At 67.9% G+C, this 25,471-nt stretch carries 24 protein-coding genes and 2 tRNA genes; 13 read left to right on the top strand and 13 right to left on the bottom strand.

Features of this window, described 5'->3' with window-relative positions; translation table 11 throughout:
* Positions 1 to 9 precede the first annotated feature (9 nt).
* Complete coding sequence (locus AKG07_RS02910) at positions 10 to 603, top strand: LON peptidase substrate-binding domain-containing protein (RefSeq protein ID WP_053095883.1); 594 nt, start codon at positions 10 to 12, stop codon at positions 601 to 603.
* Positions 604 to 654: 51 nt separating this feature from the next.
* On the opposite strand, the gene AKG07_RS02905 is transcribed toward AKG07_RS02910, so the two are convergent.
* On the bottom strand, positions 655 to 1,659 hold the full coding sequence (locus tag AKG07_RS02905) for a TerC/Alx family metal homeostasis membrane protein (RefSeq protein ID WP_053095882.1): 1,005 nt from the start codon (positions 1,657 to 1,659) through the stop codon (positions 655 to 657).
* Between the two features lie 247 nt (positions 1,660 to 1,906).
* Here AKG07_RS02905 and AKG07_RS02900 point away from each other — a divergent pair, with 247 nt between their 5' ends.
* The 5 genes from AKG07_RS02900 (at position 1,907) to AKG07_RS17990 (ending at position 5,414) form a co-directional block, all read left to right on the top strand.
* Positions 1,907 to 2,464 (top strand): RNA polymerase sigma factor, encoded by a 558-nt coding sequence (locus AKG07_RS02900; RefSeq protein WP_053095881.1) that lies wholly within the window; start codon positions 1,907 to 1,909, stop codon positions 2,462 to 2,464.
* Positions 2,461 to 3,540 carry a DUF4349 domain-containing protein gene (locus AKG07_RS02895; protein ID WP_053095880.1) on the top strand — a complete coding sequence of 360 codons (1,080 nt, stop codon included), beginning with the start codon at positions 2,461 to 2,463 and terminating at the stop codon, positions 3,538 to 3,540. Before AKG07_RS02900 ends, AKG07_RS02895 begins: the two co-directional genes overlap by 4 nt.
* Positions 3,541 to 3,619: 79 nt before the next feature.
* Positions 3,620 to 4,168 carry an ArsR/SmtB family transcription factor gene (locus AKG07_RS02890; RefSeq protein ID WP_053095879.1) on the top strand — a complete coding sequence of 183 codons (549 nt, stop codon included), beginning with the start codon at positions 3,620 to 3,622 and terminating at the stop codon, positions 4,166 to 4,168.
* The gene (locus AKG07_RS17995) at positions 4,165 to 4,962 is read left to right on the top strand and encodes an MFS transporter (RefSeq protein WP_233277311.1); all 798 of its coding nucleotides are present in this window, start codon (positions 4,165 to 4,167) and stop codon (positions 4,960 to 4,962) included. The genes AKG07_RS02890 and AKG07_RS17995 overlap by 4 nt, the downstream gene beginning before the upstream one ends.
* Positions 4,963 to 5,063: 101 nt before the next feature.
* Positions 5,064 to 5,414 carry a hypothetical protein gene (locus AKG07_RS17990; protein ID WP_233277310.1) on the top strand — a complete coding sequence of 117 codons (351 nt, stop codon included), beginning with the start codon at positions 5,064 to 5,066 and terminating at the stop codon, positions 5,412 to 5,414.
* 52 nt (positions 5,415 to 5,466) lie between these two features.
* On the opposite strand, the gene AKG07_RS02880 is transcribed toward AKG07_RS17990, so the two are convergent.
* Positions 5,467 to 5,539: transfer RNA gene (locus tag AKG07_RS02880), tRNA-Glu, on the bottom strand.
* 153 nt (positions 5,540 to 5,692) lie between these two features.
* Here AKG07_RS02880 and AKG07_RS02875 point away from each other — a divergent pair.
* Both AKG07_RS02875 and AKG07_RS02870 read left to right on the top strand, forming a co-directional pair.
* Positions 5,693 to 6,331, top strand: a complete 639-nt coding sequence (locus tag AKG07_RS02875) for an MBL fold metallo-hydrolase (RefSeq protein ID WP_053095878.1) — start codon at positions 5,693 to 5,695, stop codon at positions 6,329 to 6,331.
* A gap of 1 nt (position 6,332) precedes the next feature.
* Positions 6,333 to 7,211: an aminoglycoside phosphotransferase family protein gene (locus AKG07_RS02870; RefSeq protein ID WP_053095877.1), complete on the top strand. Its 879-nt coding sequence runs from the start codon at positions 6,333 to 6,335 to the stop codon at positions 7,209 to 7,211.
* On the opposite strand, the gene pepN is transcribed toward AKG07_RS02870, so the two are convergent.
* Entirely contained in the window at positions 7,208 to 9,691 is a 2,484-nt protein-coding gene (gene pepN / locus AKG07_RS02865) for an aminopeptidase N (RefSeq protein WP_053095876.1), read from the bottom strand. The genes AKG07_RS02870 and pepN overlap by 4 nt on opposite strands.
* An 82-nt stretch (positions 9,692 to 9,773) precedes the next feature.
* Between pepN and AKG07_RS02860 the strand changes: the two genes are divergently transcribed.
* Positions 9,774 to 10,220 (top strand): MarR family winged helix-turn-helix transcriptional regulator, encoded by a 447-nt coding sequence (locus AKG07_RS02860; RefSeq protein ID WP_053095875.1) that lies wholly within the window; start codon positions 9,774 to 9,776, stop codon positions 10,218 to 10,220.
* Positions 10,221 to 10,255: 35 nt separating this feature from the next.
* On the top strand, positions 10,256 to 11,113 hold the full coding sequence (locus tag AKG07_RS02855; protein WP_053095874.1) for a 3-hydroxyacyl-CoA dehydrogenase: 858 nt from the start codon (positions 10,256 to 10,258) through the stop codon (positions 11,111 to 11,113).
* Positions 11,114 to 11,119: 6 nt separating this feature from the next.
* On the opposite strand, the gene AKG07_RS02850 is transcribed toward AKG07_RS02855, so the two are convergent.
* Positions 11,120 to 12,079, bottom strand: coding sequence for a DNA topoisomerase IB (locus AKG07_RS02850; RefSeq protein WP_445928296.1), 960 nt, complete (start codon positions 12,077 to 12,079; stop codon positions 11,120 to 11,122).
* 194 nt (positions 12,080 to 12,273) lie between these two features.
* On the opposite strand from AKG07_RS02850, the gene AKG07_RS02845 reads away from it, so the two are divergent.
* Entirely contained in the window at positions 12,274 to 13,110 is an 837-nt protein-coding gene (locus AKG07_RS02845; RefSeq protein ID WP_053095873.1) for a hypothetical protein, read from the top strand.
* A 37-nt stretch (positions 13,111 to 13,147) separates the two neighbouring features.
* Here AKG07_RS02845 and AKG07_RS02840 read toward each other — a convergent pair.
* Positions 13,148 to 13,219: transfer RNA gene (locus AKG07_RS02840), tRNA-Gln, on the bottom strand.
* Between the two features lie 149 nt (positions 13,220 to 13,368).
* Positions 13,369 to 14,874, bottom strand: a complete 1,506-nt coding sequence (gene gltX, locus AKG07_RS02835; protein WP_053095872.1) for a glutamate--tRNA ligase — start codon at positions 14,872 to 14,874, stop codon at positions 13,369 to 13,371.
* A gap of 173 nt (positions 14,875 to 15,047) precedes the next feature.
* Here gltX and AKG07_RS02830 point away from each other — a divergent pair, with 173 nt between their 5' ends.
* Positions 15,048 to 16,292, top strand: a complete 1,245-nt coding sequence (locus AKG07_RS02830; RefSeq protein WP_053095871.1) for an acyl-CoA dehydrogenase family protein — start codon at positions 15,048 to 15,050, stop codon at positions 16,290 to 16,292.
* An 87-nt stretch (positions 16,293 to 16,379) separates the two neighbouring features.
* On the opposite strand, the gene AKG07_RS02825 is transcribed toward AKG07_RS02830, so the two are convergent.
* The 6 genes from AKG07_RS02825 to AKG07_RS02800 form a co-directional block, all read right to left on the bottom strand.
* Positions 16,380 to 17,144, bottom strand: a complete 765-nt coding sequence (locus AKG07_RS02825; protein ID WP_053095870.1) for a class I SAM-dependent methyltransferase — start codon at positions 17,142 to 17,144, stop codon at positions 16,380 to 16,382.
* Positions 17,141 to 18,397 (bottom strand): MFS transporter, encoded by a 1,257-nt coding sequence (locus AKG07_RS02820; protein WP_053095869.1) that lies wholly within the window; start codon positions 18,395 to 18,397, stop codon positions 17,141 to 17,143. The genes AKG07_RS02825 and AKG07_RS02820 overlap by 4 nt, the downstream gene beginning before the upstream one ends.
* The gene (locus tag AKG07_RS02815; RefSeq protein WP_053095868.1) at positions 18,394 to 19,170 is read right to left on the bottom strand and encodes a fumarylacetoacetate hydrolase family protein; all 777 of its coding nucleotides are present in this window, start codon (positions 19,168 to 19,170) and stop codon (positions 18,394 to 18,396) included. Before AKG07_RS02815 ends, AKG07_RS02820 begins: the two co-directional genes overlap by 4 nt.
* Positions 19,171 to 19,248: 78 nt before the next feature.
* The gene (locus tag AKG07_RS02810) at positions 19,249 to 20,349 is read right to left on the bottom strand and encodes a branched-chain amino acid aminotransferase (protein ID WP_053099091.1); all 1,101 of its coding nucleotides are present in this window, start codon (positions 20,347 to 20,349) and stop codon (positions 19,249 to 19,251) included.
* 60 nt (positions 20,350 to 20,409) lie between these two features.
* On the bottom strand, positions 20,410 to 21,453 hold the full coding sequence (locus AKG07_RS02805; protein ID WP_053095867.1) for a 3-isopropylmalate dehydrogenase: 1,044 nt from the start codon (positions 21,451 to 21,453) through the stop codon (positions 20,410 to 20,412).
* Between the two features lie 75 nt (positions 21,454 to 21,528).
* Entirely contained in the window at positions 21,529 to 23,064 is a 1,536-nt protein-coding gene (locus AKG07_RS02800; RefSeq protein ID WP_053095866.1) for an MFS transporter, read from the bottom strand.
* A gap of 112 nt (positions 23,065 to 23,176) precedes the next feature.
* On the opposite strand from AKG07_RS02800, the gene AKG07_RS02795 reads away from it, so the two are divergent.
* Positions 23,177 to 23,722 (top strand): TetR/AcrR family transcriptional regulator, encoded by a 546-nt coding sequence (locus tag AKG07_RS02795; RefSeq protein ID WP_053095865.1) that lies wholly within the window; start codon positions 23,177 to 23,179, stop codon positions 23,720 to 23,722.
* A 72-nt stretch (positions 23,723 to 23,794) separates the two neighbouring features.
* Here AKG07_RS02795 and serA read toward each other — a convergent pair whose 3' ends face one another.
* Positions 23,795 to 25,399, bottom strand: a complete 1,605-nt coding sequence (gene serA / locus AKG07_RS02790) for a phosphoglycerate dehydrogenase (RefSeq protein ID WP_053095864.1) — start codon at positions 25,397 to 25,399, stop codon at positions 23,795 to 23,797.
* Positions 25,400 to 25,471: the final 72 nt, after the last annotated feature.

Here is a 25,471-nt window from a genome sequence, read left to right as displayed (position 1 = left end):
ACTGGGGCCATGTCAGAAATACCGATGTTCCCGCTGGGGTCGGTGCTCTTCCCGTACACCCCGCTCCCGCTCCGCGTGTTCGAGCCGCGGTACCTCACCATGATCGGGCAGCTGCTCGACGAGGACGACCCTCAGTTCGGCGTCGTGCTCATCGAGCGCGGACATGAGGTCGGCGGTGGCGATCGCCGCAGTGGATTCGGCACGATGGCGCGCCTGGTGAGCGTGGCGGCCGATGCCCAGGTGCTGCACACCCTGGCGGTCGGCACGGCACGCTTCACCGTCGAGCAGTGGCTGGACGAAGCTCCTTACCCGCGCGCAGAGGTGACCCCGCTGCCCGAGCTGACCTGGAACGATGCCCTCACCCCCCTGCGCACCGAAGCCGAGGCGATCGTGCGCCGGGTGCTGGCACGCACCGACTCGCCCTGGGACGCCGACACCGAGCTGTCGGAAGAACCGCTCGCGGCCGCCTGGCAGCTCGCCGCCATCGCGCCGCTGGGCGAATACGACCAGTACACGCTGCTGCAGTCCACCACGGTGGGCGCTCTGCTGCGTCAGGTGATCGATCTCACGCTCGACGCCGAGGCGCTCTGGACAGCGGAGTGACACGTCTCCTGCTCGTCGCGGGAATCGCGGGCGCCGCGGAGAGCGACCGCCTCACTCGACCGTCGGGCTGACCCGCTGCGCCCGCTTCTCCCGAGACGAGGCGATGAGGCTGGCGACGGTAGCCACGGTCATCGCCACGACGATGACGCCCAGCGACACCATGTTGTCGATGTCGGGAACCCACTCGACATGCTGACCGCCGTTGATGAACGGCAGCTCGTTCTCGTGCAGCGCGTGAAGGATCAGCTTGATGCCGATGAATCCGAGGATGACTGCGATCCCGTAGTGGAGGTAGCGCAGACGATCGAGCAGATCACCGAGCAGGAAGTAGAGCTGGCGCAGACCCATGAGCGCGAAGATGTTCGCGGCGAAGACGAGGAACCCGTTGGTGGTGATCTCGAAGATCGCCGGGATCGAGTCGATCGCGAAGATCAGGTCGGTGACGCCGATCGTGATGAACACGATGACCATCGGCGTCCACATGCGCTTGCCGTCGACGGTCGTGCGCAGCTTCGAGCCGTCGTACTCCTCGCTGATGTCGATGCGGCGCCGCAGCAGGCGCACGATGAAGTTCTCCTTCTTCACGTCGTCTTCGTGCTCGCCCTCGGGCATCGCCTGCTTGATCGCGGTGTAGATGAGGAAGGCACCGAAGATGTAGAAGATCGGCGAGAAGTGCTCGACGATCGTGACGCCGACGAGGATGAACGCTCCGCGGAGGACGAGGGCGATGATGATGCCGACCATCAGCACCTGCTGCTGCAGGCGTCGCGGCACCGCGAACTGCGCCATGATCAGCACGAAGACGAAGAGGTTGTCGATCGAGAGGCTGTATTCGAGCGCCCAGCCGGTGATGAAGTCGCCGGCGTTTCGCCAGCCTGCGACGTTTCCGAGAAGAACCGCGAAGAGCAGCGCGAGTCCGACGTAGAACACCACCCACAGGGTCGACTCCTTGGTCGAGGGGATGTGGGGACGAAGTCGGATCAGAAGCAGGTCGCCGATCAGGATGATCGTGAGGACGATCATCGAAGTGATCTCGAACCAGACAGGGATTTCCAAGGGCGTACAGCACCTTTCGGGAGGGTCGGAAAAACGCCGAAAGTCTCTCCCACGCACAGAGTGCGTCGCACGACCGGAGCAGCGATGTCGGTGCTCGTGATGACGGTGGATGCGCTTGCGGGATACTCCCTCTCGCCTCAGCAATGGTAGCGGAGTCGAAGACGCTTGCGGATGCCGCCGGCACCGATCTGAGACGATGGGGCGTCGACCGACACTTCCTGGGTGAGAGACACCGAACGGAATCGGGATGCCAGTGCAGACGAGTGACCAGAGAGTGGCGGCGCGGGCCGCGGCAGGTGACGAGAGCGCCTTCCGCGAGCTGTACCGCGCGTACGCCCGCCCGGTCTACTGGATCGCACACGGGATCGTCGGCGCCGCCGCGGATGCCGAGGACGTGACTCAGGAGACCTTCGTCACGGCGTGGCGGAAGCTGCCGGGGTTCGAGCTGCAGGGAGACTCCATCCTCCCGTGGCTCGCGACGATCTGCCGCTTCCAGGCCGCGAACCGCCTGCGCCAGCGCAGACGCGACCAGGCCAACACCGCGGATGCGGTCGATGAGACCCTCCCCTCGACGGTCAGCGTGGAGGAGCAGGTGATCACCGCGGACCTCGCAGAGCGGATCGCGGTCGAGGTCGGCACCCTCAGCGACCTCGATCGCGCGATCTTCCGCCTCTGCGCCGCGGAAGGCTACGCCTACCAGGCTGCGGCCGAGGAGCTCGGCGTGAGCCACGCCATCGTCCGGAACCGTCTCTCCCGAGTCCGCACCCGACTGCGTGGTGCCGTGAAGGAAGCGAGCGACGCATGAACGACACCTCCACCGAGCCACTGCCCGAGCTCACCGATGCCGCAGTGGAGCGCATCGAGAGAGCCGTGTTCGAGGACATCGCCGCCGAGCTGCCGCGGCAGTCGCCTGCAGAGAAGCGCGGTCGCGTTCGTCGTCGTCGGTGGCTCACCGGCACCGGCATCGCCGCGGCGTTCGTCATCGGCGTCCTCATCACCCCGCCCATCCTCACCGCGGTCGGCGGTTCGGCGACGAGCTCGGCCGACGGCGGGGGCGTGACTGTCGTCGAGGACGCTCGCTCGGGCGCCGTCGACCAGAGCGCGCCCTCGGCTCTGACCGAGTCAGCCGAGTCGGGCGCGGTCGCCGGAGATGTCGCAGCGGGTGATCGTGAGATCATCGCCACGGCCAACGCCACGGTGGAGGTGAAGGACGTCTCGGACGCCGCGGTCGCCATCGGGGCACTCGCAGAGTCGCATGGCGGCTACGTCGAGAGCACCGAGATCGGCGGGACCCCTGCCGTGGACGCCTCCTCCGATCCTGTCGCCGCGGACTCGGAGTACGGCTGGATCAGCATCCGCGTGCCGTCGGCGGATCTTCCCGCCGTCATCGATGAGCTCACCGAATCCGGCGAGGTGCTCTCCTCCTCCATCGCGCAGCAGGATGTGACCTCGACCGCGATCGATCTGCGAGCGCGCATCGATGCGACCAGGGCATCCGTCCAGCGACTCAGCGAGCTCATGTCCCAGACCGGCACCGTCGCGGAGCTCATCGAGGCGGAGGTGGCGCTGACCGATCGTCAGGCGCAGCTCGAGTCGTACGAGCAGCAGCTCGCCTCGCTCGAGGACCAAGTCGCGATGTCGAGTCTCTCGGTGCAGCTGACCCGCACCGCCGCGCCGACGACGGCCGATCCCGCAGGATTCTCCGATGGGCTCGTCGCGGGATGGAACGGGCTCGTGGTCTCGCTGAACGCCCTGGTGGTCTCTGTCGGATTCCTGCTTCCGTGGCTCGCCGTGGCCGGGCTGGTCGTGCTGATCATATGGGGCGTCCGCCGAGCACGCCGCGGTCGTCGAGGCTCCGACGCGGCGGATACCGACAGCTGAGATCACCCGTTAAAGCTCGGATTTCCGGGGTATACAAGAACTCTTGTGAGAATCGCGAACCGGTTCTAACGTGACGTTCATGGAAGACATCTCGGTCGTCACCGCCGTGCACCACCCGCTGCGCCGACGCATCTACGACTACCTGCTGCTGTACGGCACATCGCAGGTGACGGCACTCGCCCGGTCGCTCGATGCGCAGGTCGGCAGCATCAGCCATCATCTGCGCATGCTGGAGCGGGCGGGCCTCGTCGAGCGCGCCGAGGACCCGTCGGGCGACCGGCGCACGAGCTGGTGGAAGATCGCCCGTCGCGGCCTGACCTGGTCGGCGGAAGACTTCGCGGACTCCCCCGCCGACGCGCTTCTGGCGCGCGAAGCGCAACGGCAGAGCATCCGGATGCAGATCGAGCGCCTCCAACGCTGGCAGCGCCGGCACGATGATCCGGCCGTCGCCGGCTATGACGCCTCGAACACCGAGACCACGGCCTGGGCGACGCCGGACGAGCTGCGCGACCTCAGCTCGAGGCTGTCGGCGACGCTGAAGGACTGGCGCGACTCGGTCGATCTCGAAGACGGGCAGCGGCGGACACCGATCTTCTTCTTCGCGCACGCCTTCCCGACGACACCATGACCGCCGCAGACCCTGTGCAGCTCGTCGAGCCGCCGGCGTACCGACGAGACCATCGAGTGCATGCGTGGATCCTCGTCAAGGCGCTCTCGGACGCGGGCGACGCCCTGTGGACGATCGCGCTGGCGTGGACCGCCGTGCAGACGGCCGCGCCTGCGGTCGCAGGACTCATCGTCGCCGCCGGCACTCTGCCTCGTGCGGTCGTCCTGCTGTTCGGCGGCATGATCGCCGACCGCGCGGACGCGCGCCGAGTGATGATGCTGTTCAACGCCGTCCGGGTGGGCGTTCTCGTGACCGTGGCGCTCTGGGTGCTCTCCGCGCCGCCCACCGTGGGTGTGCTCCTCCTCGCCGCCATCGCATTCGGCGTCTGCGACGCCTTCTACGAGCCCTCGGCGGGCACCGTCGCCCGCCAGCTCGTGCGAGCCGCTGACCTGCCGTCCTACGGCGCTCTCTCGCAGACCGCATCGCGACTCGGAACGATGGCCGGCGCGGCCGTCGGCGGTGTGATCGTCGCGTCCGCGGGCCTCGTCGGAAGCGCGGCGGTGAACGCGGTGACTTTCACCGTCGTCATCGCGTTCATCGCCATCTGGCTCAGACCGCGGTTCCTGCTCGCACGGGCAGACCGACAGTCCGCTCTCTTCGCGACATCGCGGGTGGATTCGCCCACCTCGGCGCACATCCGACCACCCGCACGCTCGTCATCGCCCTCTCGGGGCTCAACCTCGCGGTCGGTCCGGCCGTCGGGATCGGCCTCGCGCTCCGAGCACACGACGAAGGCTGGGGCGCGCCGGCTGTAGGGCTGTTCGAAGCTCTGTTGGGACTCGGCGCGGCGATCGGCGCCGTGTCCGTCGCCAGGTGGCGGCCTCGGCGCGAGGCACGCGCGGGATTCCGTGCTCTGATGCTGCAGGGATTGGCCATCGTCGCACTCGGCTGGGGTCCCGCGTGGAGTGTCGGAGTCGCTGCCTTCGTCATCGGTGCGACCGCCGGCTACGCATCGGTGCTGCTCAGCGCCACGTTCTCGGCAACCGTCGACACCGCGTACCTCGGCCGCATGAGCTCCATCACCCGGTTGGGCGACGACTGCCTGATGCCGCTCGCGATGGCCGCGTTCGGTCTGCTCGCGTCGACCACCGCGCTCTGGGTTCCCTTCGCCCTCTTCGGTGGAGCGATGACGGCATCGATGGTGGCGCCGTTGGCCAACCCCGCGTTCCGGAGCATGTCGCTGCGTACAGCCGTCGGATCCACATGATGGATGCGGAGACGACGAAAGCCCTCGGAGAACCGAGGGCTTTCGCTTGTTGTGACCCCAGCGGGATTCGAACCCGCGTTACCGCCGTGAGAGGGCAGCGTACTAGGCCGCTATACGATGGGGCCGTCTGGCGGAACGTTTCCGTGCCGCGACAACTGTTCAAGTATGCCACGACGATTCTCACGTCGCCAAATCGAGCGGGGCGGTCTTCAGATCCCGGGCGTGGCGCACCTGCCGAGGGGTTTGCCACGGCGCCCCTGAAGGAGTTGACTCATCTCATGCGCGTCACCAAATTCGAACATGCCGCTCTTCGCATCCAGCAGGGCGATGACGTCCTTCTCCTCGACCCGGGCTCGTTCACCTCTCCCCTGAACGATCTCTCGGGTCTCGTCGCTGTCGTGATCACTCACGAGCACCCCGACCATTGGACCCCCGAGCACCTGGATCGGATCCTGCGCGCAGCCCCCGGCACCCCGATCTACGCCCCGGCGGGCGTCGCGCGCGCCGCCGACGGCTATGACATCTCCGTGGTCGCTCCGGGCGAGACGGTGGAGGTCGGTGCGTTCACGCTCCGCTTCTTCGGCGGCACGCATGAGGTGATCCACTCGTCACTGCCGGTGGTCGAGAACGTCGGCGTGCTGATCAACGATGTCTTCTACTACCCGGGCGACTCGTACGCGATCCCCGAGGGCGTCGAGGTCGGCACTCTCGCGGCACCGCTCGGCGCGCCGTGGCTGAAGATCGGCGAGGCCATGGACTACGTCCTGGCCGTGAAACCACGGCGGGCGTTCGGCACTCACGACATGACGCTGTCCGTCGCGGGCAAGACGATGCACCGGCAGCGGCTGCAGTGGGCGACCGAGCAGGGCGGCGGCGAGTTCTCGATACTCGAACCGGGCGACTCGCTCGACATCTGACGTGGCGGACTCCCCCTCTGCCGAGTACTCGCTCGACGAGGGCGGCGTACGAGATCTCCTCCGAAGCACGGACCCCGCCCTCGCCGAGCTTCCGCTGAGGCTGTTCGCCGACGGCTGGGACAACTCGATGTGGCGCCTCGGCTCCGAACTCGCCGTGCGACTGCCTCGACGCGATCTCTCGGTGCCGCTCATCACCCACGAGCAGCGTGCCCTGCGCACGATCGGCCCGGCTCTCGCCGCCGTCGGCATCCGTGCGCCCGTCCCCGTGATCGTGGGCGAGCCGAGCGCGCACTTTCCGCGACCCTGGTCCGTTCTGCCCTGGATCCCCGGAACGACGGCGCTCGCGTCCTCCCGCCCGGACAACGCGACCTGGGCGCCCCGACTCGCGGACGCCCTGCGCGCGCTGCACGTCGCCGCGCCGGTCGATGCTCCCCGCAACCCGGTGCGCGGACGCGCCCTGTCCACTCGAGACGCCGCCATTCGGCCACGTCTGGACGCGTTCGACCGCCGGACGGCACTGCGCGACGCCTGGGCCGCGGCACTCGCAGCGCCGCCCGCATCGGAGCAGGTCTGGATCCATGGCGATCTGCACCCGGGCAACGTGCTCGTCGCCGACGGCACGCTCGCCGCGCTCATCGACTTCGGCGATGTCACGGTCGGCGACCCCGCCTACGACCTCGCCTCGGCCTGGATGCTCTTCGACGCCTGCGGCCGAGAGGCATTCCGGCGAGCGACGAGGGAGCGTTACGACGACGCCACCTGGACCCGCGCGAGAGGCTGGGCGGCGTACATCGCCCTCGTCCTGATGACTCAGAGCGATGACAGGCCCGAGTACTTCGCCGTCGGAGTGAGCACGGCCGACGCGCTCGAAGAGGACTAGCTCTGCGCGGCTCGAACGCGCAGAGCTCGCGCCAGGTGGTCGCGCTGTTCGATGACGATCCGGCGCAGAGCGGCGGGCGCCGTGTCGTTGTCCGCGAGCCAGGCATCCACGGCATCGAGTGTGGGCGAGGCGGGGAAGAGTCCGACCACGAGGCGTTGCGCCAGCTCGATGCTCCGTGTCGCCCACGCATCGCCGATCCGCCCGAAGTACTCGGCATCGAACCTCTCGATGAGATCGCGGCGTCCTCCGGCTCGGAACCCGCCGATCACCGCGTCGAGATGATCGTTGCTGAGCGATCCGTCGTTCCACGCCGCGTCCCAGGCGGCAGCCCGGACGTCCGGTTCGGGACGCGAGGCCAGGGCCCTGCGGGCAGCGGTGCGTCCGCTGCCCGTGTCGTCGGACTCCAGCTCCGCGGCCACCGCATCGGCATCCGCGTGTCCCGTGGTGACGAGGGCGGTGAGGAGCTGCCACCGCAGATCCGGGTCGATCGTGAGCCCGTCGGGGGCATCGCCATGCAGGATCGCGCGGATGTCGTCTGCACGCACATCGTCGAAAGCTGATGCCGATGCGAGCGCACGCGCCCAGGAGAGCTGTGCATCGCTGCCGGCATCGGATGCCTGGAGCGCAGTCCACGCGGTCTCGACCCATGCTGTCAACTCACGCTGTCGCGCGTCGACGCTCGCGTAGTTGCGGATCGCGAAGAGCGTATTCGCGAGGATGCCGGCGAGAAGGCCGATGTTCGACTCCCGCGGAGCGTGAGCACGAACGATCTCGGCGTACCGAGCGACCGCGAGCTCGCCGTCGCGGGTGGCGTTCCAGAGCGATGACCAGATGACAGCCCTGGCAAGAGGATCGTCGAGCGAAGACAGTGTTTCCCGCACCGTCGCCAGAGAGGCGTCATCGAGACGCACCTTGGCATAGGTGAGGTCGTCATCATTGAGGAGCACGAGATCCGCAGCCGGGATGACGACCGGTGTCCGCTCGTCGTCGATGTCGAGCGCGATCTGATCGCGACGGACGACCCTCCCGTCGACACGATCGTAGAGACCGATGCGCAGGCGGTGCGGCCGAGGGTCGCTCTGCATGACGGCGGCGCCGCCGTCGGCATCCCGCTCCACCCACAGCGTCGAGACCCCGGTGGTCTGCAACCAGGCACGCGACCAATCGGTCATGTCCCGCCCGGAGACCGCACTCAACTGCACGAGGAAGTCGTCGAGGGTCGTGTTGCCGAAGGCGTTCGCCGCGAAGTACCGCCGCGCGCCCTCGAAGAACGCCTCGTCGCCGACGAACGCGACGAGCTGCTTGAGCACGGCGGCACCCTTGGCGTAGGTGATGCCGTCGAAGTTCAGCTTCGCCGCCTCGAGATCGGGGATGTCCGCGACGATCGGGTGCGTCGTGGGCAACTGGTCCTGCTGGTACGCCCACGCTTTGCGGTTCGCAGCGAATTTCACCCAGGCGTCGTGGAAGCGCGTCGCCACCGCCGAGGCGTGCGAACCCATGTAGTCGGCGAACGACTCCTTGAGCCACAGGTCGTCCCACCACTTCATCGTGACCAGGTCGCCGAACCACATGTGCGCCATCTCATGCAGGATCGTGTTCGCGCGAGCGGCACGCTGGGCATCCGTGGCGGCCCCTCGCGACAGGTAGGACTCTGTGAATGTCACGAGGCCGGGGTTCTCCATCGCGCCGAGGTTGTATTCGGGCACGAAGATCTGGTCGTACTTGCCCCAGGGATAGGGGTAGGCGAACGCGTCGGTGAAGAAATCGAGACCCTGGCGGGTGATCTCGAGGATCTCGTCCGACTCCAGGTACTGCGCGAGGGACTGTCGCGCGAACAGGCCCAGCGCGATGCGCTGATCGTCGCGCTGCCACTCGCCGTCGACTCGAGCGTAGGGTCCCGCCGCGATGGACGTGATGTAACTGGAGATCGGAAGCGTAGGAGCGAACTCGACACGTTGCACGCCGACGCCGGCGTCGACGCTCACCGCCGCCTGGTTCGACAGCACCTGCCAACCCGCCGGAGCATCGATCACGAACGTGTAGGGCGCCTTGATGTCGGGCTGCTCGAAGCAGGCCATCACCCGTCGCGCGTCGGCGGGCTCGTACTGCGTGTAGAGGTAGGTGCGGTCATCGACCGGGTCGTGGAACCGGTGCAGGCCTTCGCCGGATCGGCTGTAGCTCGCGACAGCTTCGACACGGACGACGTTCTCGGTCCCGAGGCCGCTCAGCTCGATGCGTGACCCGTCGTAGACGACATCGCGGTCCACGCCGTTGACGACGACCCTCTCGACGCGCTCTCCGATGAAGTCCACCCAGGTCGAGTCCGCCGTCGCGGTGAAATCCAGGGTCGTGGTCGTGGAGAACCCGCTGCGTGCCCGCTCCGGTGCACCCGTGAGGTCGAGTTCTACGCGGATGCTGCGCACGGAGACGGCGGCGGATCGCGCCGCGGTCTCCTCTCGGGAGAGATTGGCTGTGTCCATGCCTCCATCCTTTCATCCGCGTTCCCGCCCTGCGGAACCTACGTACGTTGCATCACGCAACAGAAGAGCGTAGAGTTGCGCTATGCAACATGAGACCGGGTCAGACGAACGCCGAACCGACAGCGCCGCCGTCCTGAAGTCGCTCGTCGCCATCACGCGGCGCGGCCTGGTCGACGCCCGCGCGGGAGAGCCGACGCTCTCGATGACCGACCAGTCCATCGTCATGGCGATCGCCGACCAGCCCGGGATCCGGTCGACGGACATCGCCCGGATGTTCCGGCTGAACCGCTCGACCGTTTCGCGTCAGCTGTCCGCGCTCATGTCTCTCGGCCTCGTGCAGGAGACCCCTTCGAACTCCGGACGCGGCCGACCGCTCGAGCTGACCGCCGAGGGCGAAGAGGCATTCCGCGGCACACTGCGATCGCTGCAGGACGTCATCGACGCCCATCTCGCGCAGTGGACGGATGACGAGGTGCAGCGCTTCGCGCATGATCTCCGGCGTTTCGACAGCGGCGACGAACAAGCCTGACCACGGCCCACAAGGCCACCAGAGGAAGAAGAGAAATGAAGAACATCACTGTTCTCGGCACCGGCGTACTCGGATCGCAGATCGCGTTCCAGACCGCCTTCCACGGTTTCGACGTCGTCGCATACGACATCGATCAGTCCGCGCTCGATCGCGCGGCCGAACGACTCGAGGGTCTCGCCTCGCGCTACATCGCAGACGTCGTGGAGAATGCCGCTGACGGCGGCGCGAAAGCCGCGATCGACCGCATCCGGCTCACGTCCGACCTCGCGGATGCAGCCGCTGCAGCTGACCTCATCATCGAGGCGGTGCCCGAGAACCTCGAACTCAAGCAGAGCATCTACCGGACCCTCGCCGACGCCGCACCGGCGACCACGATCTTCGCGACCAACTCCTCGACCCTCCTGCCGAGCGCGCTCGCGGAATCGACGGGTCGCCCCGACCGGTTCCTCGCCCTCCACTTCGCGAACGAGATCTGGTCGCACAACACCGCCGAGGTCATGGGAACCCCCGCAACCGACCCCACCGTCTACGAGACGGTCGTCGAGTTCGCGACGCAGATCGGGATGGTCCCCATCCAGATCAAGAAGGAGAAGGCGGGCTACCTGCTGAACTCGCTGCTCGTGCCCTTCCTCCAGGCCGGGGCCGAGCTGCTCGTCGACGGCATCGCCGAGCCCGCGGACATCGACGCGACCTGGCGGATCGGCACGGGCGCGCCGGCAGGCCCCTTCGAGATCTACGACATCGTCGGTCTGACGACCGCCTACAACATCTCGCGCATGGGCGGCGAGAAGCAGCAGCGCTTCGCAGACCTGCTCAAGGAGCAGTACATCGACCACGGCAAGCTGGGGGTCGCGACGGGCGAGGGTTTCTACACCTACCCTCGCGAGAGCTGACGCCCCTCACCGCCCGAGGAGCTTGCGGATAGCAGTCTCCGGCGACACCGACAGGTCGAGAGTGCGACCGCGCGCGTAGAGCCGGAAGACCCGCGGGTCGATGTAGCTCCCTCGGGCGACCGCGAGAGTGTTGCCGAGCGCCGACGCCGTGGCCTGCACAGCGAGGCGCTCGGCGCGCCGTCGATCGGTCTTCGTCTCGAGTCGGCCGATCCGCGCCAGCGCGTCCGCCGCGAGGATCGTACCGTGCAGCGTGCGGAAGTCCTTCGCGGTGAACGACGATCCCGCCACCTGCCGTAGATAGTCGTTGACCTCGCTCGAGGTGACTCGCACCCGGCGACGGCCCTTGCGATAGGCGAGCAGCGGAGCCTTCGGCGAACCGACGGCGAACTCCGACAGCGCCTCGGCGAGCGGCGCATCGGTGATCTCGATCGAGGCGAGCTGCTTGCTCTTCGCAGGGAAGCTGAGCGCGACCGTACTCCCGTCGATCCGCACGTCCCGTCGCCGAAGCGTGCTCAGGCCGCGACTGCCGTGTTTCACCAGGTAACGCTCCGAGCCGATGCGCAGTGCAGCGTCGTCCAGCAGCCGGAAGGAGACGGCGAGGGCGCGGTCACGTGTCAGTCCCGGTTCACCGATGGCACGGGTGACCTTCGCCCTGGCGGCGGGCAGCGCCTCGGCCAGTTTGAGCGCCCGGGCGAACTTGCGCTGATCTCTGCCGGTGCGCCAGAGGGGATGGTAGAGATACTGACGTCTGCCCGCATCGTCTGTGCCGACCGCCTGAATGTGAGCGAGGGGGTCGGCGGCGATCCACACGTCTTTCCACGCGGGAGGTATCGCGAGGTCCCGGATGCGCTCTCGATCGGCCTCGGCCACGGGCGTGTTACCGGCATCGACGTATCGGAAGCCGGAGCCCGATCGCACGCGTCGAATTCCCGGCGTCTCGCCGGGGACGACTCTCGTGAGTGCCATTGGCATCCTCCCTGTCATGCCGCGTCGGGCATCTGCGATCACGATGCCCGGCCCGGCGACGGCAGTGAAGGGCATGGCGCGACACGGGCGCGCTCTGCTAGGCGATATCTCCCTCCGGACGGCATGCTCCGTCGGCAGCGGCATCGCGCCGATCGGATTGTCCGGGCACCCGATGGTCTGCCATCCTCGTGACTATGGCGATGTCATTCGAGGAGTTCCGTGCGTCCCTGACCCGTGCAGATCTGCGCGCCCCACTCGGGTTGCAGCTCACCGACCTCGAAGCCCGACAGGTGGCCGACGATACCGCGTCCGCTCAGAGCTGGTACGCCTACTGGGTGTCGACTCAGCCGACCGCTCCCCCGCCGCCCACGGGCCCCGCATACGACGCACCTCCTCCGGCGTACGACGCACCTCCTCCCGCATACGACACGGCGCCCGTGTACGCCACGCAGGTCCCGGCGCCAGCAGGCCCGCCGGTGTACCCGGGATACACGGCCGCGCCCGACGGCCCTCCGGGTCAGAAGAGGCGTGTCGGTCTCTGGGTGGCGATCTCGATCGTGGGCGCGCTCCTTCTCATCGCCGCGATCGTCGTGATCTTCGCCTTCGCCACGGCGCGACACTGGACCAAGACCGATGTACCCGAGCAGCCGGAGACCTTCCGCAGCGAGGAGTACGAGACCGGGCGCTACGACGTCACGATGGACGACGTGAACCCCTGCAGCGTGAACCAGGACTGGACGGACTGCACGAACCTCATGGTCGCGACCTACACGGCAGCCTGCGTCGATGTCGAGCTCACCGAGAGCGCGACCCGCCTGTGCGCCGAGTACAGCGTGGCGATAGACGAGATGAAGGCGCAGGACGGCGACGGCTACTTCGTGGCCACGCTCGGCAGCTATGGCAGCCTTCACCGGACGCCTGAGATCGATACACGTCAGGTGTCGAACGACGACTACGAGCCGGCCGTCACGCACGAAGCGGTGTGCTACCTCGGGTTCATCGGAGAGTGCGAGGAGGCACGCATCCAGTAACGACAAAACCCCCGCCTGAGCGGGGGTTTTTGTCTTGCTGGGGTACCTGGACTCGAACCAAGAACAACGGAACCAGAAACCGCCGTGTTGCCAATTACACCATACCCCAAGGGCGAAACCGGAGTCTCGCACCGAGAGTCAAGCTTACCCGAGCCGCGGCCCTAATGCCAAAACGCCGCCGTTCGTCCGGGCGCGTCGCGGGCGGAGATGACGAGGGAGAGCACTCATCGGCGACTCTCCCTCGTCGACCAGGCCGTCTCAGCCGGCCAGGAACTCCGACAGCAACCGGAGCCGTCGCAGCGACTCGTCCTTGCCCAGGAGCTCCATGGATTCGAACAGCGGCGGCGAGATGCGGCGTCCCGTGATCGCGACACGCGGAGGACCGTAGGCGACACGCGGCTTGAGCTCGAGGCCCTCGACGAGCGCCGCTGCGAGAGCCTCCTGAATCTTCTCGGGCGTGAAGTCGGTCACCGGCTCGAGAGCCACCACGCACGCGTCGAGCACCTCGCCGGCGTTCGCAGGGAGCCCCTTGAGCGCGTCGGCGTCATACGAGACGTCGTCGGAGAAGAGGAAGCCGACCATGCCGGGCACGTCGCCGAGCAACTGCACGCGCTCCTGCACGAGCGGGGCGACCCGGAAGGCGAGCACGAGCTCTTCGTGAGTCGGCTCGTCGAAGAGGCCGGCGGCCGCGAGGTACGGGATCGTCCTCTCGGCGAAGTCCTTCTCGTCGAGCTTGCGGATGTGGTCGCCGTTGATCGACTCGGCCTTCTTCTGGTCGAACCGAGCCGGGTTCGGGTTGACGTCCACGATGTCGAACGCCTCGGTGAACTCCTCGAGCGTGAAGACATCGCGGTCGTGACCGATGGACCAGCCGAGCAGCGCCAGATAGTTCAGGAGACCCTCGTGGATGAATCCGCGATCCCGGTGCAGGAAAAGATCCGCCTGAGGGTCGCGCTTGGAGAGCTTCTTGTTGCCCGTCTCGCCGAGCACGAGCGGCATGTGAGCGAACCGCGGGACGAACGCGGTGACGCCGGCGTCGATCAGGGCCGCGTACAGCGCGAGCTGACGAGCCGTGGAGGGCATCAGGTCTTCGCCGCGCAGAACGTGCGTGATGCCCATGAGCGCGTCGTCGACGGGATTCACGAACGTGTAGAGCGGGATCCCGTTCGGACGCACCACCACGAAATCCGGGAAGGAACCGGCGGGGAAGGTCACCTCACCGCGGATCAGATCGACGTAGGTGAGGTCCTCGTCAGGCACGCGCAGTCGGAGTGCCGGCTGACGACCCTCCGCGCGGAAGGCGTCCTTCTGCTCGGTCGTGAGATCCCGGTCGTGATTGTCGTAGCCGAGCTGCTTCGCGCGTCCGGCCGCCTCGTTGCGGGCGTCGATCTCCTCCGCCGTGGAGAAGCTCTCGTACAGGGCGCCGGAGGCGAGGAGCTTGTCGATCACGCCGCGATAGATGTCGTGACGCTCGGACTGGCGGTACGGGGCATGCGGCCCACCGACCTCGACGCCCTCATCCCAGTCGATCTTGAGCCAGGTCAGAGCGTCGACGAGCTGGCGGAAGCTCTCCTCACTGTCGCGCGCGGCGTCGGTGTCCTCGATTCGGAACACCATCTTCCCGCCGTTGTGGCGGGCGTACGCCCAGTTGAAGAGGGCCGTGCGGACCATGCCGACGTGCGGCAGTCCGGTGGGTGAGGGGCAGAAGCGGACGCGTACGTCGGAGCCGCTGGCGGTCGTGGTGAGGGGGTGCGGGGTAGCCATATCCCCTCGATTCTAGTTGCCGGGTGGCGTCTCGACCTCCCCGATCGCCAGCGGTCGCGGGCCGCTCAGGAGGGGTCACCGTGGGTAACAGTCCCTCACCCTGGGTAACAACCCGCATTCGACGCCGACGCGCTCCTATCGTTGCCGCATCGACCAACCGGAAGGGTGACAACATGACAATCACGGATGCAGTGACGACAGGCCTCAGCGATCGCTGGCGCGGCACGCCAAGACCTCAGACCAGCCTCGAGTGGATCGACCGCGCCGAGGAGGTGGCCGACATCCTCGCGGTGGATGCCGTCGAGCGGGACCGCGCGAATGCGACCCCTCGGGCCGAGGTCCAGCTGCTCAAGGACTCGGGGCTGGTCACCCTGCTCGGCCCTCGCGCCCACGGCGGCGCCGGTGAGAGCTGGGACACCGCCTACAAGGTGATCAGGGCGGTGGCCCGCGGCGACGGGTCGATCGGACAGGTCCTCGGGTATCACTACCTCTGGGCGTGGGCGGCCCGTCTCGTCGGAACCGAAGAGCAGATCGCCGCGGTCGAGGAGCTGTACACCGCGAACGACTTCGTCTTCGGCGGCGCGGTCAACCCGCGCGACTCCGACTTGGTGATCCGCGAAGACGGCGATGATCTCGTGTTCTCCGGGCGCAAGTCCTTCTCGACGGGCGGCCAGATCTCGGACCTGACCGTCCTCGAAGGCGTCCTCGAAGGTACCGAGACGCACATCTTCGCGATCGTCCCCACGGCTCAGGAGGGGATCGTCTTCGGAGACGACTGGGACAACCTGGGGCAGCGACTCACCGAATCGGGCTCGGTCGAGATCCGCGACGTCCGAGTCCCCTGGTCGGCGGCAGCCGGCTTCGTCGACCGGGTGTTCCGCCCCTTGACCTACAACACTCTGAACGTGCCGACCATCCAGCTCGTCTTCGCGAACTTCTACCTCGGCATCGCACAGGGTGCCCTCCAGACGGCATCCGCCTACACGCGATCTGTGACCCGCCCGTGGCCGTACGGCGGCGATGACAAGCAGCACGCGACAGACGAGTGGTATCTGCTCGAAGGCTATGGCGAGCTGGCATCGAAGCTGTGGGCCGACGAAGCGCTGCTCGATGCCGTGGGCGCGGAGATCAGTGCGGTGCTGCACGCCCCGCGCGAAGAACTCACTGCACGTCGACGTGGCGAGATCGCCGTGCGCATCGCGGCGGGGAAGCTGCGCATCGTCGACGACGGCCTGGAGGTCGCCACGAAGATCTACGAGCTCACCGGCGCCAGGGCCTCGGCCAACTCGGTCGGCCTCGACATCTTCTGGCGCAACCTGCGCACGCACAGCCTGCACGACCCGATCGCGTACAAGAAGCGGGAGGTCGGCGACTACGTGCTGCGCAACGAGGTGCCTGAGCCGACCTGGTACACCTGATCGCCGCGATTCAGGTGCTCCTCGGTGCCGCGCTCACGGAGGCGGTCGCGGCACCGGGGAGCCCTGGGCATTCTGCCCTGGGCGGTCTCAGCCTCGCGGCGCGACGGCGACCGCCGCAGAATGCGCCAGCGGCAGGCGTCCGGCGATCGACCGCTCGGCGCACACGAACTCGAAGGCCGCGCGGAACGAGCGCCGACCGGCGTCGTCGAGCGCACGGTAGAACTGACCGGCTCCCCCGACGCCTCCCTCGGCGGACGCCCACAGCGCAGTCGCATCGGCCGACCACGTCCAGGTGATCTCAGACACCTGCGGGCGCGGCCAGCCCGCGTCGTCGAGCATCCCCGCGAAGCCGTCGACGGTGCGCTCGAAGTCCCTCTCCGGCGGCAGTCGCTCCCCCGTCGCAGGAATGAGTGCCGCACGCTCGCACACCTCCCGCCAGAGCCAGGTGGGCGAGTTCGTCCAGATCGTCGCCGACACCAGATCTACGGAGACGCGGAGGAGCTCCGCCGCGGATGCTCGGGGGTCGGCGACGTGGTTCAGCACGAAGTTCGCCACGACGACGTCGAACTGGCCGTCCTCGAAAGGCAGGTCAGGCAGCGTTCCGTCGCGCACCGGAATCTCGGGATGCTCGCGCAGCGCGACGTCTCGCATCGTCGGCTCGGGCTCGCATCCGGTCGCATCCCAGCCGGCATCGGCGAATGCGGCCGTGAGCATTCCTGTGCCCGACCCCACGTCGAGCAGCGTCCGCTTCCCAGGGGTTCCGAACGCTCCGAGCAGGGCCTCCGCGGTCCCGACGCAGAGCGACGCGTAGGAGTCGGCGTATGCGCGCCCGGTGCCCGCCCAGTCCTTCATCCGCGCGAGCGGCCGAGCGGCGACAGCGCGACGATGGCGATGACGATCACCGATGCCGCGATCCCGAGCCCTGCGTACTGGAAGTTCGCGAGCACCACACCCGCGAGCACAGCGCCTGCTGCGGCCGAGAGGCTCATCAGCGAATCGCTGCGGCCCTGCCTGCGCGTGCGGATCTCGGGGGCACTCGACTCGGTCAGCAGCGCGGCCCCTGCCACCGTCGCCGCGCTCCATCCGAGTCCCAGCAGGATGAGAGCGACGATCACGCCCCACTCCCGATCGTTCGCGAAGACGGCGAACGCGAGCGCCCCGCCGAGAAGGATCTGCCCCAGCAGAACCACGCGCAGCCGGCCCCATCTGTCGGCGAGGATGCCGAAGACGGGCGACAGCGCGTACATGCCTCCGACGTGCAGGGCGATCGTGATGCCCACGAGAGCCGAGACATCGGCCGGGGTGGGCGCCATGCCGTGTGCACCGTGCGCCATATGGGCGAGGTGGACCGGGGTCATCGCCATGACGGAGGCCATCACCACGTGCGAACCGGCCACCGCGAACATCGCGTAGCGCGCGACCACAGGTCGGTCGGCGACGACGGCGCCCGTCGCCTTCGCGGCCGCCGAGGCGAGCCGCTGCGCTGCCAGAAGCGGGTCGGGGCGGAGCGCCACGAGGTACAGGACGAGCGCGACGCACTGAGCGACGAACGAGAAGGCGTAGGAACCGGTCTGTGGCGGCATGCCGATCGCCGCCCCGACGATCTCCCCCGGCCCCAGCAGCAACGGCCCAGCGACACCGCCGATGGTGGTCGCCCAGACCACGATCGAGAGATCCCTTCCGCGATGCCGTGGTGCGGCGAGGTCGGTCGCGGCGAACCGCGACTGCAGATTGCCCGCATTGCCGGCGCCGATCATCAGGATGCCGACGAGCAGCAGCGGGAACACCCGCACCGACGCCGCGAGGATCACCACCGCGATGCCGACGAGTGCGAAGAGGTTTCCCAAGGTGAGGGCTCGGCGTCGGCCCACCTTGGCAGCCAGGCGCGCGAGCGGGATGGCGCACAGCGCGGCGCCGAGGGTGACCGACGCCGTCGCGAGCCCCGAGAGGGCGTCGCTGCCCGAGATGTCAGCCGCAAGCAGAGCGCCGAGAGACACCGTCGCCCCGAAGGCGATCCCGCCCAGTACCTGCCCTGTGGAGAGAACCAGCACGGTTCGCCGCTGCACCGCCGCCTGCTGAGCAGCCGTGAGGGCGACGCCGGTCATGATGCGCGCACGGCGTCGCGCACGGTGTTGCGCAGGATACCCAGTCCGGTGATCTCGACCTCGACGGTGTCCCCGGCGACGAACTCCCCCACACCTGCCGGCGTACCCGTGAGGATGACGTCACCGGGCAGCAGCGTGAAGGCCGCCGAGGCATGCTCGATGATCGCCTCGACCGAGTGGATCATGTCGGTGAGCGGCGCCTTCTGCCGCACCTCGCCGTTGACGCGGGTCTCGATCGTCGCGATCGAGGGGTCGAAGTCGGTGCTGATGGTCGGGCCGAGAGGGCAGAAGGTGTCGAAGCCCTTCGCCCGAGCCCACTGACCGTCCTTGCGCTGGAGGTCACGCGCGGTGACGTCGTTGGCGATCGTGTAGCCGAGCACGTGATCGAGGGCATCCGCGGCCTTCACGTTCTTCGCGACCCTACCGATCACGACAGCGAGCTCACCCTCGTACTCGGTCTGCTCCGAGATCGAGGGGCGCACGATGGCGTCTCCCGGGCCGATGACGGCGGTGTTGGGCTTGAGGAACAGCAGCGGCTCCTCGGGGGCGACTCCGCCCATCTCGGCGGCGTGATCGTGGTAGTTCTTGCCGACGCAGACGATCTTGGAGCGCGGGATCACCGGAGCGAGGATCACCGCGTCCGCGATCGGCACCCGGTCACCCGTGGGCTCGTAGCCCGCGAAGAGCGGATCGCCGGAGAGGACGACGAGGTCGGTGTCATCGACGATCCCGAAGAGGATGGCGTCGTCATGGCTGAATCGGGCGATCTTCATGCCACCAGCCTATCCAGCGTGATGCACGACGAGACCCCGCTGCACGGAAGCGCAGCGGGGTCTCGAGAGTACGAAGGCTCAGGCGTCGAGCCGCAGAAGCCAGCCGTGCTTGTCCTCACGGCGGCCGTACTGGATGTCGGTGAGCTCTTCGCGCAGCGACAGGGCCAGTTCGCCGAGCGGCTGCGGCTCATCGAAGCCCTCGCCGACGAGAGCACCGATGGGAGTCACGACGGCGGCGGTGCCGCAGGCGAAGACCTCGACGATGTCGCCTGAGGCCACACCCTCGCGCCACTCGTCGATGGAGATCGGACGCTTCTCGACCGCGTAGCCGCGGTCTTCGGCGAGCTGCAGCAGCGAATCGCGTGTGATCCCCTCGAGGATGCTGTCGGACTCGGGCGTCACGACGCGGCCGTCTTTGAAGACGAACACGACGTTCATGCCGCCGAGCTCCTCGACGTTGCGCTGCTCGTTGAGGAACACGACCTGGTCGCAGCCCTTCGCGCTCGCCTCACTCTGCGCGAGCAGGCTCGAGGCGTAGTTGCCGCCGGTCTTCGCCTTGCCGGTGCCGCCCTTGCCGGCACGGGCGTAGTCCTCGGAGAGCCAGATCCGCACGGGCTTCACTCCCCCGGTGAAGTACGCTCCGGCTGGGCTGGCGATCACGTAGTACGCGACCTTCTGAGCCGCGCGAACACCGAGGAAGGCCTCCTTGGCGAACATGAACGGACGCAGATACAGGCTCTGGTCGGCACCTGAGGGAACCCAGCGACCGTCGACCGCGATGATCTCGCGCAGCGACTGGATGAAGTACTCGGTGGGCAGCTCCGGGAGCGCGAGTCGACGCGCGCTGGCCTGCAGTCGTGCCGCGTTGCGGTCGGGGCGGAACGTGTGGATCGAGCCGTCGGCGTGACGATAGGCCTTGATGCCCTCGAAGATCTCCTGGGCGTAGTGCAGCACGGACGCGGCCGGGTCGAGCGGGATGGGTCCGTAGGGCTGCACGCGCGGTCGGTGCCACCCGCCCTTGACGGACCAGCAGATGTCGACCATGTGGTCGGTGAACACGACACCGAACCCCGGGTTCTCGTGAACCTCGGCGACCCGACCGGGCGTCGCGGCGGTCAGATTCTTGGTCACAGCGAACTCCAGCGGAGCCACGGTGGTCTCGGCGTCGATGGTCGTCATCTCGTCATCCATTCCTCATGCGGCGCGCATCCTCGCGCCGTCTCAGCCTACGCCTGTCGGTCAGAGCAGAGCAGCGATCGCGGAGCCGATCTCCGCGGTCGTGCGCGCACCCGTGCGGGTCGCGATGTCGGATTCGACGGCGGCACTCACTCGAGCGGCCTCCGCTCCGAGTCCGAGGTGGTCGAGCAGCAGCGCGACCGACAGGATCGCCGCGGTGGGGTCGGCCTTCTGCTGCCCCGCGATGTCGGGAGCCGAGCCGTGCACCGGCTCGAACATAGACGGGAAGGTGCCGTCGGGGTTGATGTTGCCCGATGCGGCGAGTCCGATGCCGCCGGTGACAGCGCCTGCGAGATCGGTGAGGATGTCGCCGAAGAGGTTGTCGGTGACGATCACGTCGAAGCGCGAGGGATCGGTGACGAGGAAGATCGTCGCGGCATCGACGTGCAGGTAGTCGACGGACACGTCGGGATGCTCGGACGCGACTTCGTCGACGACGCGCTGCCAGATGGCGCCGGCGTGCACGAGCACGTTCGTCTTGTGCACGAGTGTGATCTTCTTGCTGCGACGTTCGGCGAGATCGAACGCGTATCGCACGACCCGCTCGACACCGAATGCCGTGTTCACGGACGTCTCGTTGGCGACCTCGTGCGGTGTGCCCTTGCGGATCGCCCCGCCGTTGCCGACGTATGGCCCCTCAGTGCCCTCGCGGACGACGACGAAGTCGATCTCGCCGGGGTTCGCGAGCGGGCCCGAGGCGCCGGCGAAGAGCTTGGACGGACGCAGATTGACGTAATGATCCAGCGTGAAGCGGAGTTTCAGCAGCAGGCCGCGCTCGATGTTCGCGTCCTTCAGGCGCGGGTCTCCTGGCGTGCCGCCGACCGCGCCGAGCAGGATCGCGTCGTGTTCGGAGATCGACTGCAGATCATCGTCGGTGAGAGTGTCGCCCGTCTCGAGGAAACGGGCGGCGCCGAGCGAGAAGCGCGTCTTGTCGAACGTCACATCGCTCGATGCGGTGACCGCGTCGAGGACCTTCTCGGCCTCGGCGACGACCTCTGGGCCGATTCCGTCACCGGGGATGACGGCCAGCTTCACGACACGCGACATGACACTCCTTGCATCGGGATGGACCGGCCGACGCTCGGATGCATGCCGAGCGGGCCGGTCCTCCCAGCGTACTGGTCAGTGCGAGGGCGCCTTGCGCAGTGTGACGGCGGCGATCACCCCGGCCACGATCACCAGGCCCGCGCCGATCAGCGAGGTCACCAGGACACCCGATCCGAAGGCGGCGGCAGCCGCATCCCACAGCGCGTCTCCGAGCTGCGCGGGCAGATCCTTCGCGGCAGTGTAGGCGCCGGCCAGCGTCTCCGTCGCGGCGTGCGCCGCCTCCGCTGGGATGCCGGAGGGAATCACCAGCGCCCCGCGGTAGAACGCGGTGATCAGGCCGCCGAGGACGGCGGTGCCGAGCACCGCTCCCAGCTCGTAGGCGGTCTCGGAGACGGCGCTGGCCGCGCCCGCCTTCTCGGCCGGAGCACTGGACAGGATCAGCTCATTCGAGATCGTCTCCGCCGCCCCGATGCCGATGCCCAGCACCACGAAGGCGATGATCAGCGGAGCGACGCCGTGATCCGCCGTCGTGAACGCGACCAGGAGGTAACCGGCGACAGAGAACGCGAGACCGGCGGGCACGAGCACGTGCGGTGGCACTCGCCGTGAGATCGGCACGACCGAGAGGCCGGCGACGATCATCGCGGCCATTCCGGGCACGAGCGCTGCGCCGGCCGTCATCGGCGAGAGGCCGAGGACGAGCTGCAGGTGCTGCGACACGAAGTAGAGGAAGCCCACGAGCGCCACGACGCTCAGGAGGTTCACGAGGATCGCCCCCGAGAAGGAGCCCCGGCGGAACAGCTGCATGTCGAGCATCGGGACCTCGGCAGCGAGCTGACGCCGCACGAAGAGATACCCCATCACGATGCCGAGCAGCGCCCACACCCCCGCAGTGAGGCTGGGGCCGTCGACGGCGAGCGACTTGATCGCGTAGACGACCGGGATCATCGCTGCCATCGAGAGCATGATGCTGACGATGTCGATGCGTCCGGGGTGCGGGTCGCGGCTTTCGGGAACGAGCAGCGGCGCCGCGATGAGGAGCGGGATCAGCACGGGCACGGCGATCAGGAAGACCGAGCCCCAGTCGAAGTGCTCGAGCAGGAAGCCGCCGACGATCGGGCCGAGGGCCGAGCCCGCGGAGAACGCCGACGCCCAGACCGCGATGGCGAGGCGCCGCTGATCGCGGTTCGTGAAGATCGAGCGCAGCAGCGAGAGGGTCGACGGCATCAGCATCGCACCGAAGAAGCCGAGCAGCGCTCGCGCGGCGATGAGAAGACCTGCCGTGGGGGCGAACGCAGCGAGTGCCGACACGGCCGCGAAGCCGGTCGCGCCGATCAGCAGCATCCGACGACGCCCGAAGCGGTCTCCGAGTGTGCCCATGGTCACGAGCAGCCCGGCGAGCACGAGCGGATACACATCGATGATCCACAGCTGCTCCGCTCCGGTGGGCGCGAGCGCGATGGAGATCTCGGGCAGCGCGAAGCTCAGCACCGTGTTGTCCACCGACACCAGGAGCACCGGCAGCATGAGCACGACGAGTGCCGCCCAGCCACGGGCGCCGACGCGGGGAGCATCCGTCTCTGTCGTCGGGATCGACGCAGTACGGGTCATGGAACACCTCTCAGGATCACGACGGCATCGTTACTAAACCGTCCAGATGGTATAGTAACAGAATCGTCATACGGCCGCGCTACTGTGAATCGAGACGAACAGAGGATCCCCGATGCCCCGACCTCCCCTCGCCCGCGAACGCGTCCTGGACGCCTTCGAATCGATCGTCATCGAAGACGGTGAGCGGGCGGCCACGTTGGATGCGACAGCGAAGGCCGCCGGCGTGTCGAAGGGCGGCCTCCTCTATCACTTCGGCTCGAAGGACGAGCTGGCAGCGGGCCTCATCGAGCGCCTCGATGCGCTCACCACTCTGGATCTCGAGCGGATGACCTCGGCCGAAGAGGGCCCCGTCGCGTACTACGTGCGCACCTCCGTGATGGAGGACGACGCGCTGGACCGCGTCCTCATCGCCGCCACCCGCCTGGCCCAAGGCGGCTCGGCACCCGCTGCCGACGCGCTGCGACGCAACCGCGACCGCTGGGAGGACACGATCCGTCCTCATGTGCGGGATGCCGCGAGCCTCGATCTCGTGATGCTGCTCAGCGACGGTCTGTATTTCAACAACTCGCTCGATGTGCACGGTCCCGAACGCCTGGTGCCGAGAAGTGACGAGCTGTCCGACCTGATCGCGCTCGTGCTGCGCGCCACCGCTCCCTGAGGCTGGGAACGACAGAGCGGGAGGAGCGACCTCCCGGCCGCTCCTCCCGCTCTGTCGGAGTCTCCCCTGCGATCAGACCTCGGTGATCTCGATCTGACGGAACAGGTCCGCGTCGATCTCGTTGCGCAGGTCGTCGAGCAGATCGTCCGAGACCGGCGAGTCGAGGGTGAGAACGCTGAGCGCCTGATCGCCCGCCCCCAGGCGCGAGATCTGCATGCCTGCGATGTTGATACCGGCCTCGCCGAACTTCTGACCGTAGACCGCGACGATGCCGGGACGGTCGGTGTAGAGCATCACGACGTGGTGCTTCTCGATCGGCAGCTCGAGGGCGTGGTCATTGATGGCGACCAGCTTCTCTGCCTGCTTGGGACCGGTGAGGGTGCCCGACACCGACAGCTGCGTACCGTCGGAGAGCGCTCCGGCCAGAGTGATGACGTTGCGGTACTCGTCGCTCACGTCGTCCTTGAGCAGACGGACCGCGATACCGCGCTGGTCGGCGAGCAGCGGTGCGTTGACGTACGACACGGTCTCGCTGACGATGTTCGTGAAGACGCCCTTGAGCGCGGCGAGCTTCAGCACGCTCACGTCGTAGTCGTTCAGCTCGCCGTGCACCTCGACATCGAGGCTCGTGAGAGGCGACGTCGCGAGCGCCGCGAAGATCTGGCCGAGCTTCTCGACGAGCGAGATGCCGGGGCGCACATACGGGTCGATGACTCCCCCGGCCACGTTGACCGCATCGGGAACGAGGTCGCCGCCGAGCGCGAGGCGCACGGAACGCGCGACCGAGACCCCGGCCTTCTCCTGCGCCTCCTCCGTGCTGGCACCCAGGTGCGGAGTGACGACGACGTTCGGGAGGTCGAGCAGCGGACGAGCAGTTCCGCCCTCGGCCGGGGGCTCGGAGGTGAAGACGTCGAGACCCGCACCCGCGATCTCACCGGCGACGAGGGCCGCGTGCAGCGCTTCCTCGTCGATGAGGCCACCGCGGGCGACGTTGACGACGAAGGCCGTGGGCTTCATGGCCGTGAACTGCTCGGCACCGATCATGCCGGTCGTCTCCGGCGTCTTCGGCATGTGGATCGTGAGGAAGTCCGCCTCTGCGACGAGCTCGTCGAGCGAGAGGAGCTGCACACCGAGCTGCTGCGCGCGGGCCGAGGTGACGTAGGGGTCGTAAGCGACGACGCGCATGTCGAACGCGGCGAGGCGCGCGGCGACGAGAGCTCCGATGCGGCCGAGGCCGACGATGCCGACCGTCTTCTCGAAGAGCTCGGCTCCCGTGAACGAACTGCGCTTCCACTGACCGGCCGCGAGCGATGCGTGTGCGGCGGGGATGCGACGGGCGAGGCTGAGGATGTGGCCGACCGTCAGCTCGGCGGCCGAGACGATGTTCGAGGTCGGCGCGTTGACCACCATGACACCCGCGGCGGTGGCCGCCTTGATGTCGACGTTGTCGAGCCCGACGCCCGCGCGGGCGACGACCTTGAGCTTCGGAGCGTGGGTGAGCGCCTCTTCGTCGATGTGCGTCGCCGAACGGATGAGCACCGCATCGGCATCCGCGAGCGAGGCGAACAGCGCTTCGCGGTCGGTGCCGTCGACGTTGCGAACGTCGAAGTCGGGGCCGAGGGCCTCGATCGTGGCGGGAGAGAGAACTTCAGCGATGAGCACGACGGGCTTCGGCACAGGGATCCTTCGGGGCAGCGCGACAGGGGGCCGATGCGCCGCACACCGTGGGGGCGCGATCACTTCAACTGT

It is taken from the genome of Microbacterium sp. CGR1 (assembly GCF_001266755.1).
In the GTDB taxonomy this organism is placed as follows: domain Bacteria; phylum Actinomycetota; class Actinomycetes; order Actinomycetales; family Microbacteriaceae; genus Microbacterium.
This window is presented reverse-complemented; position numbering and strand designations above follow the sequence as displayed.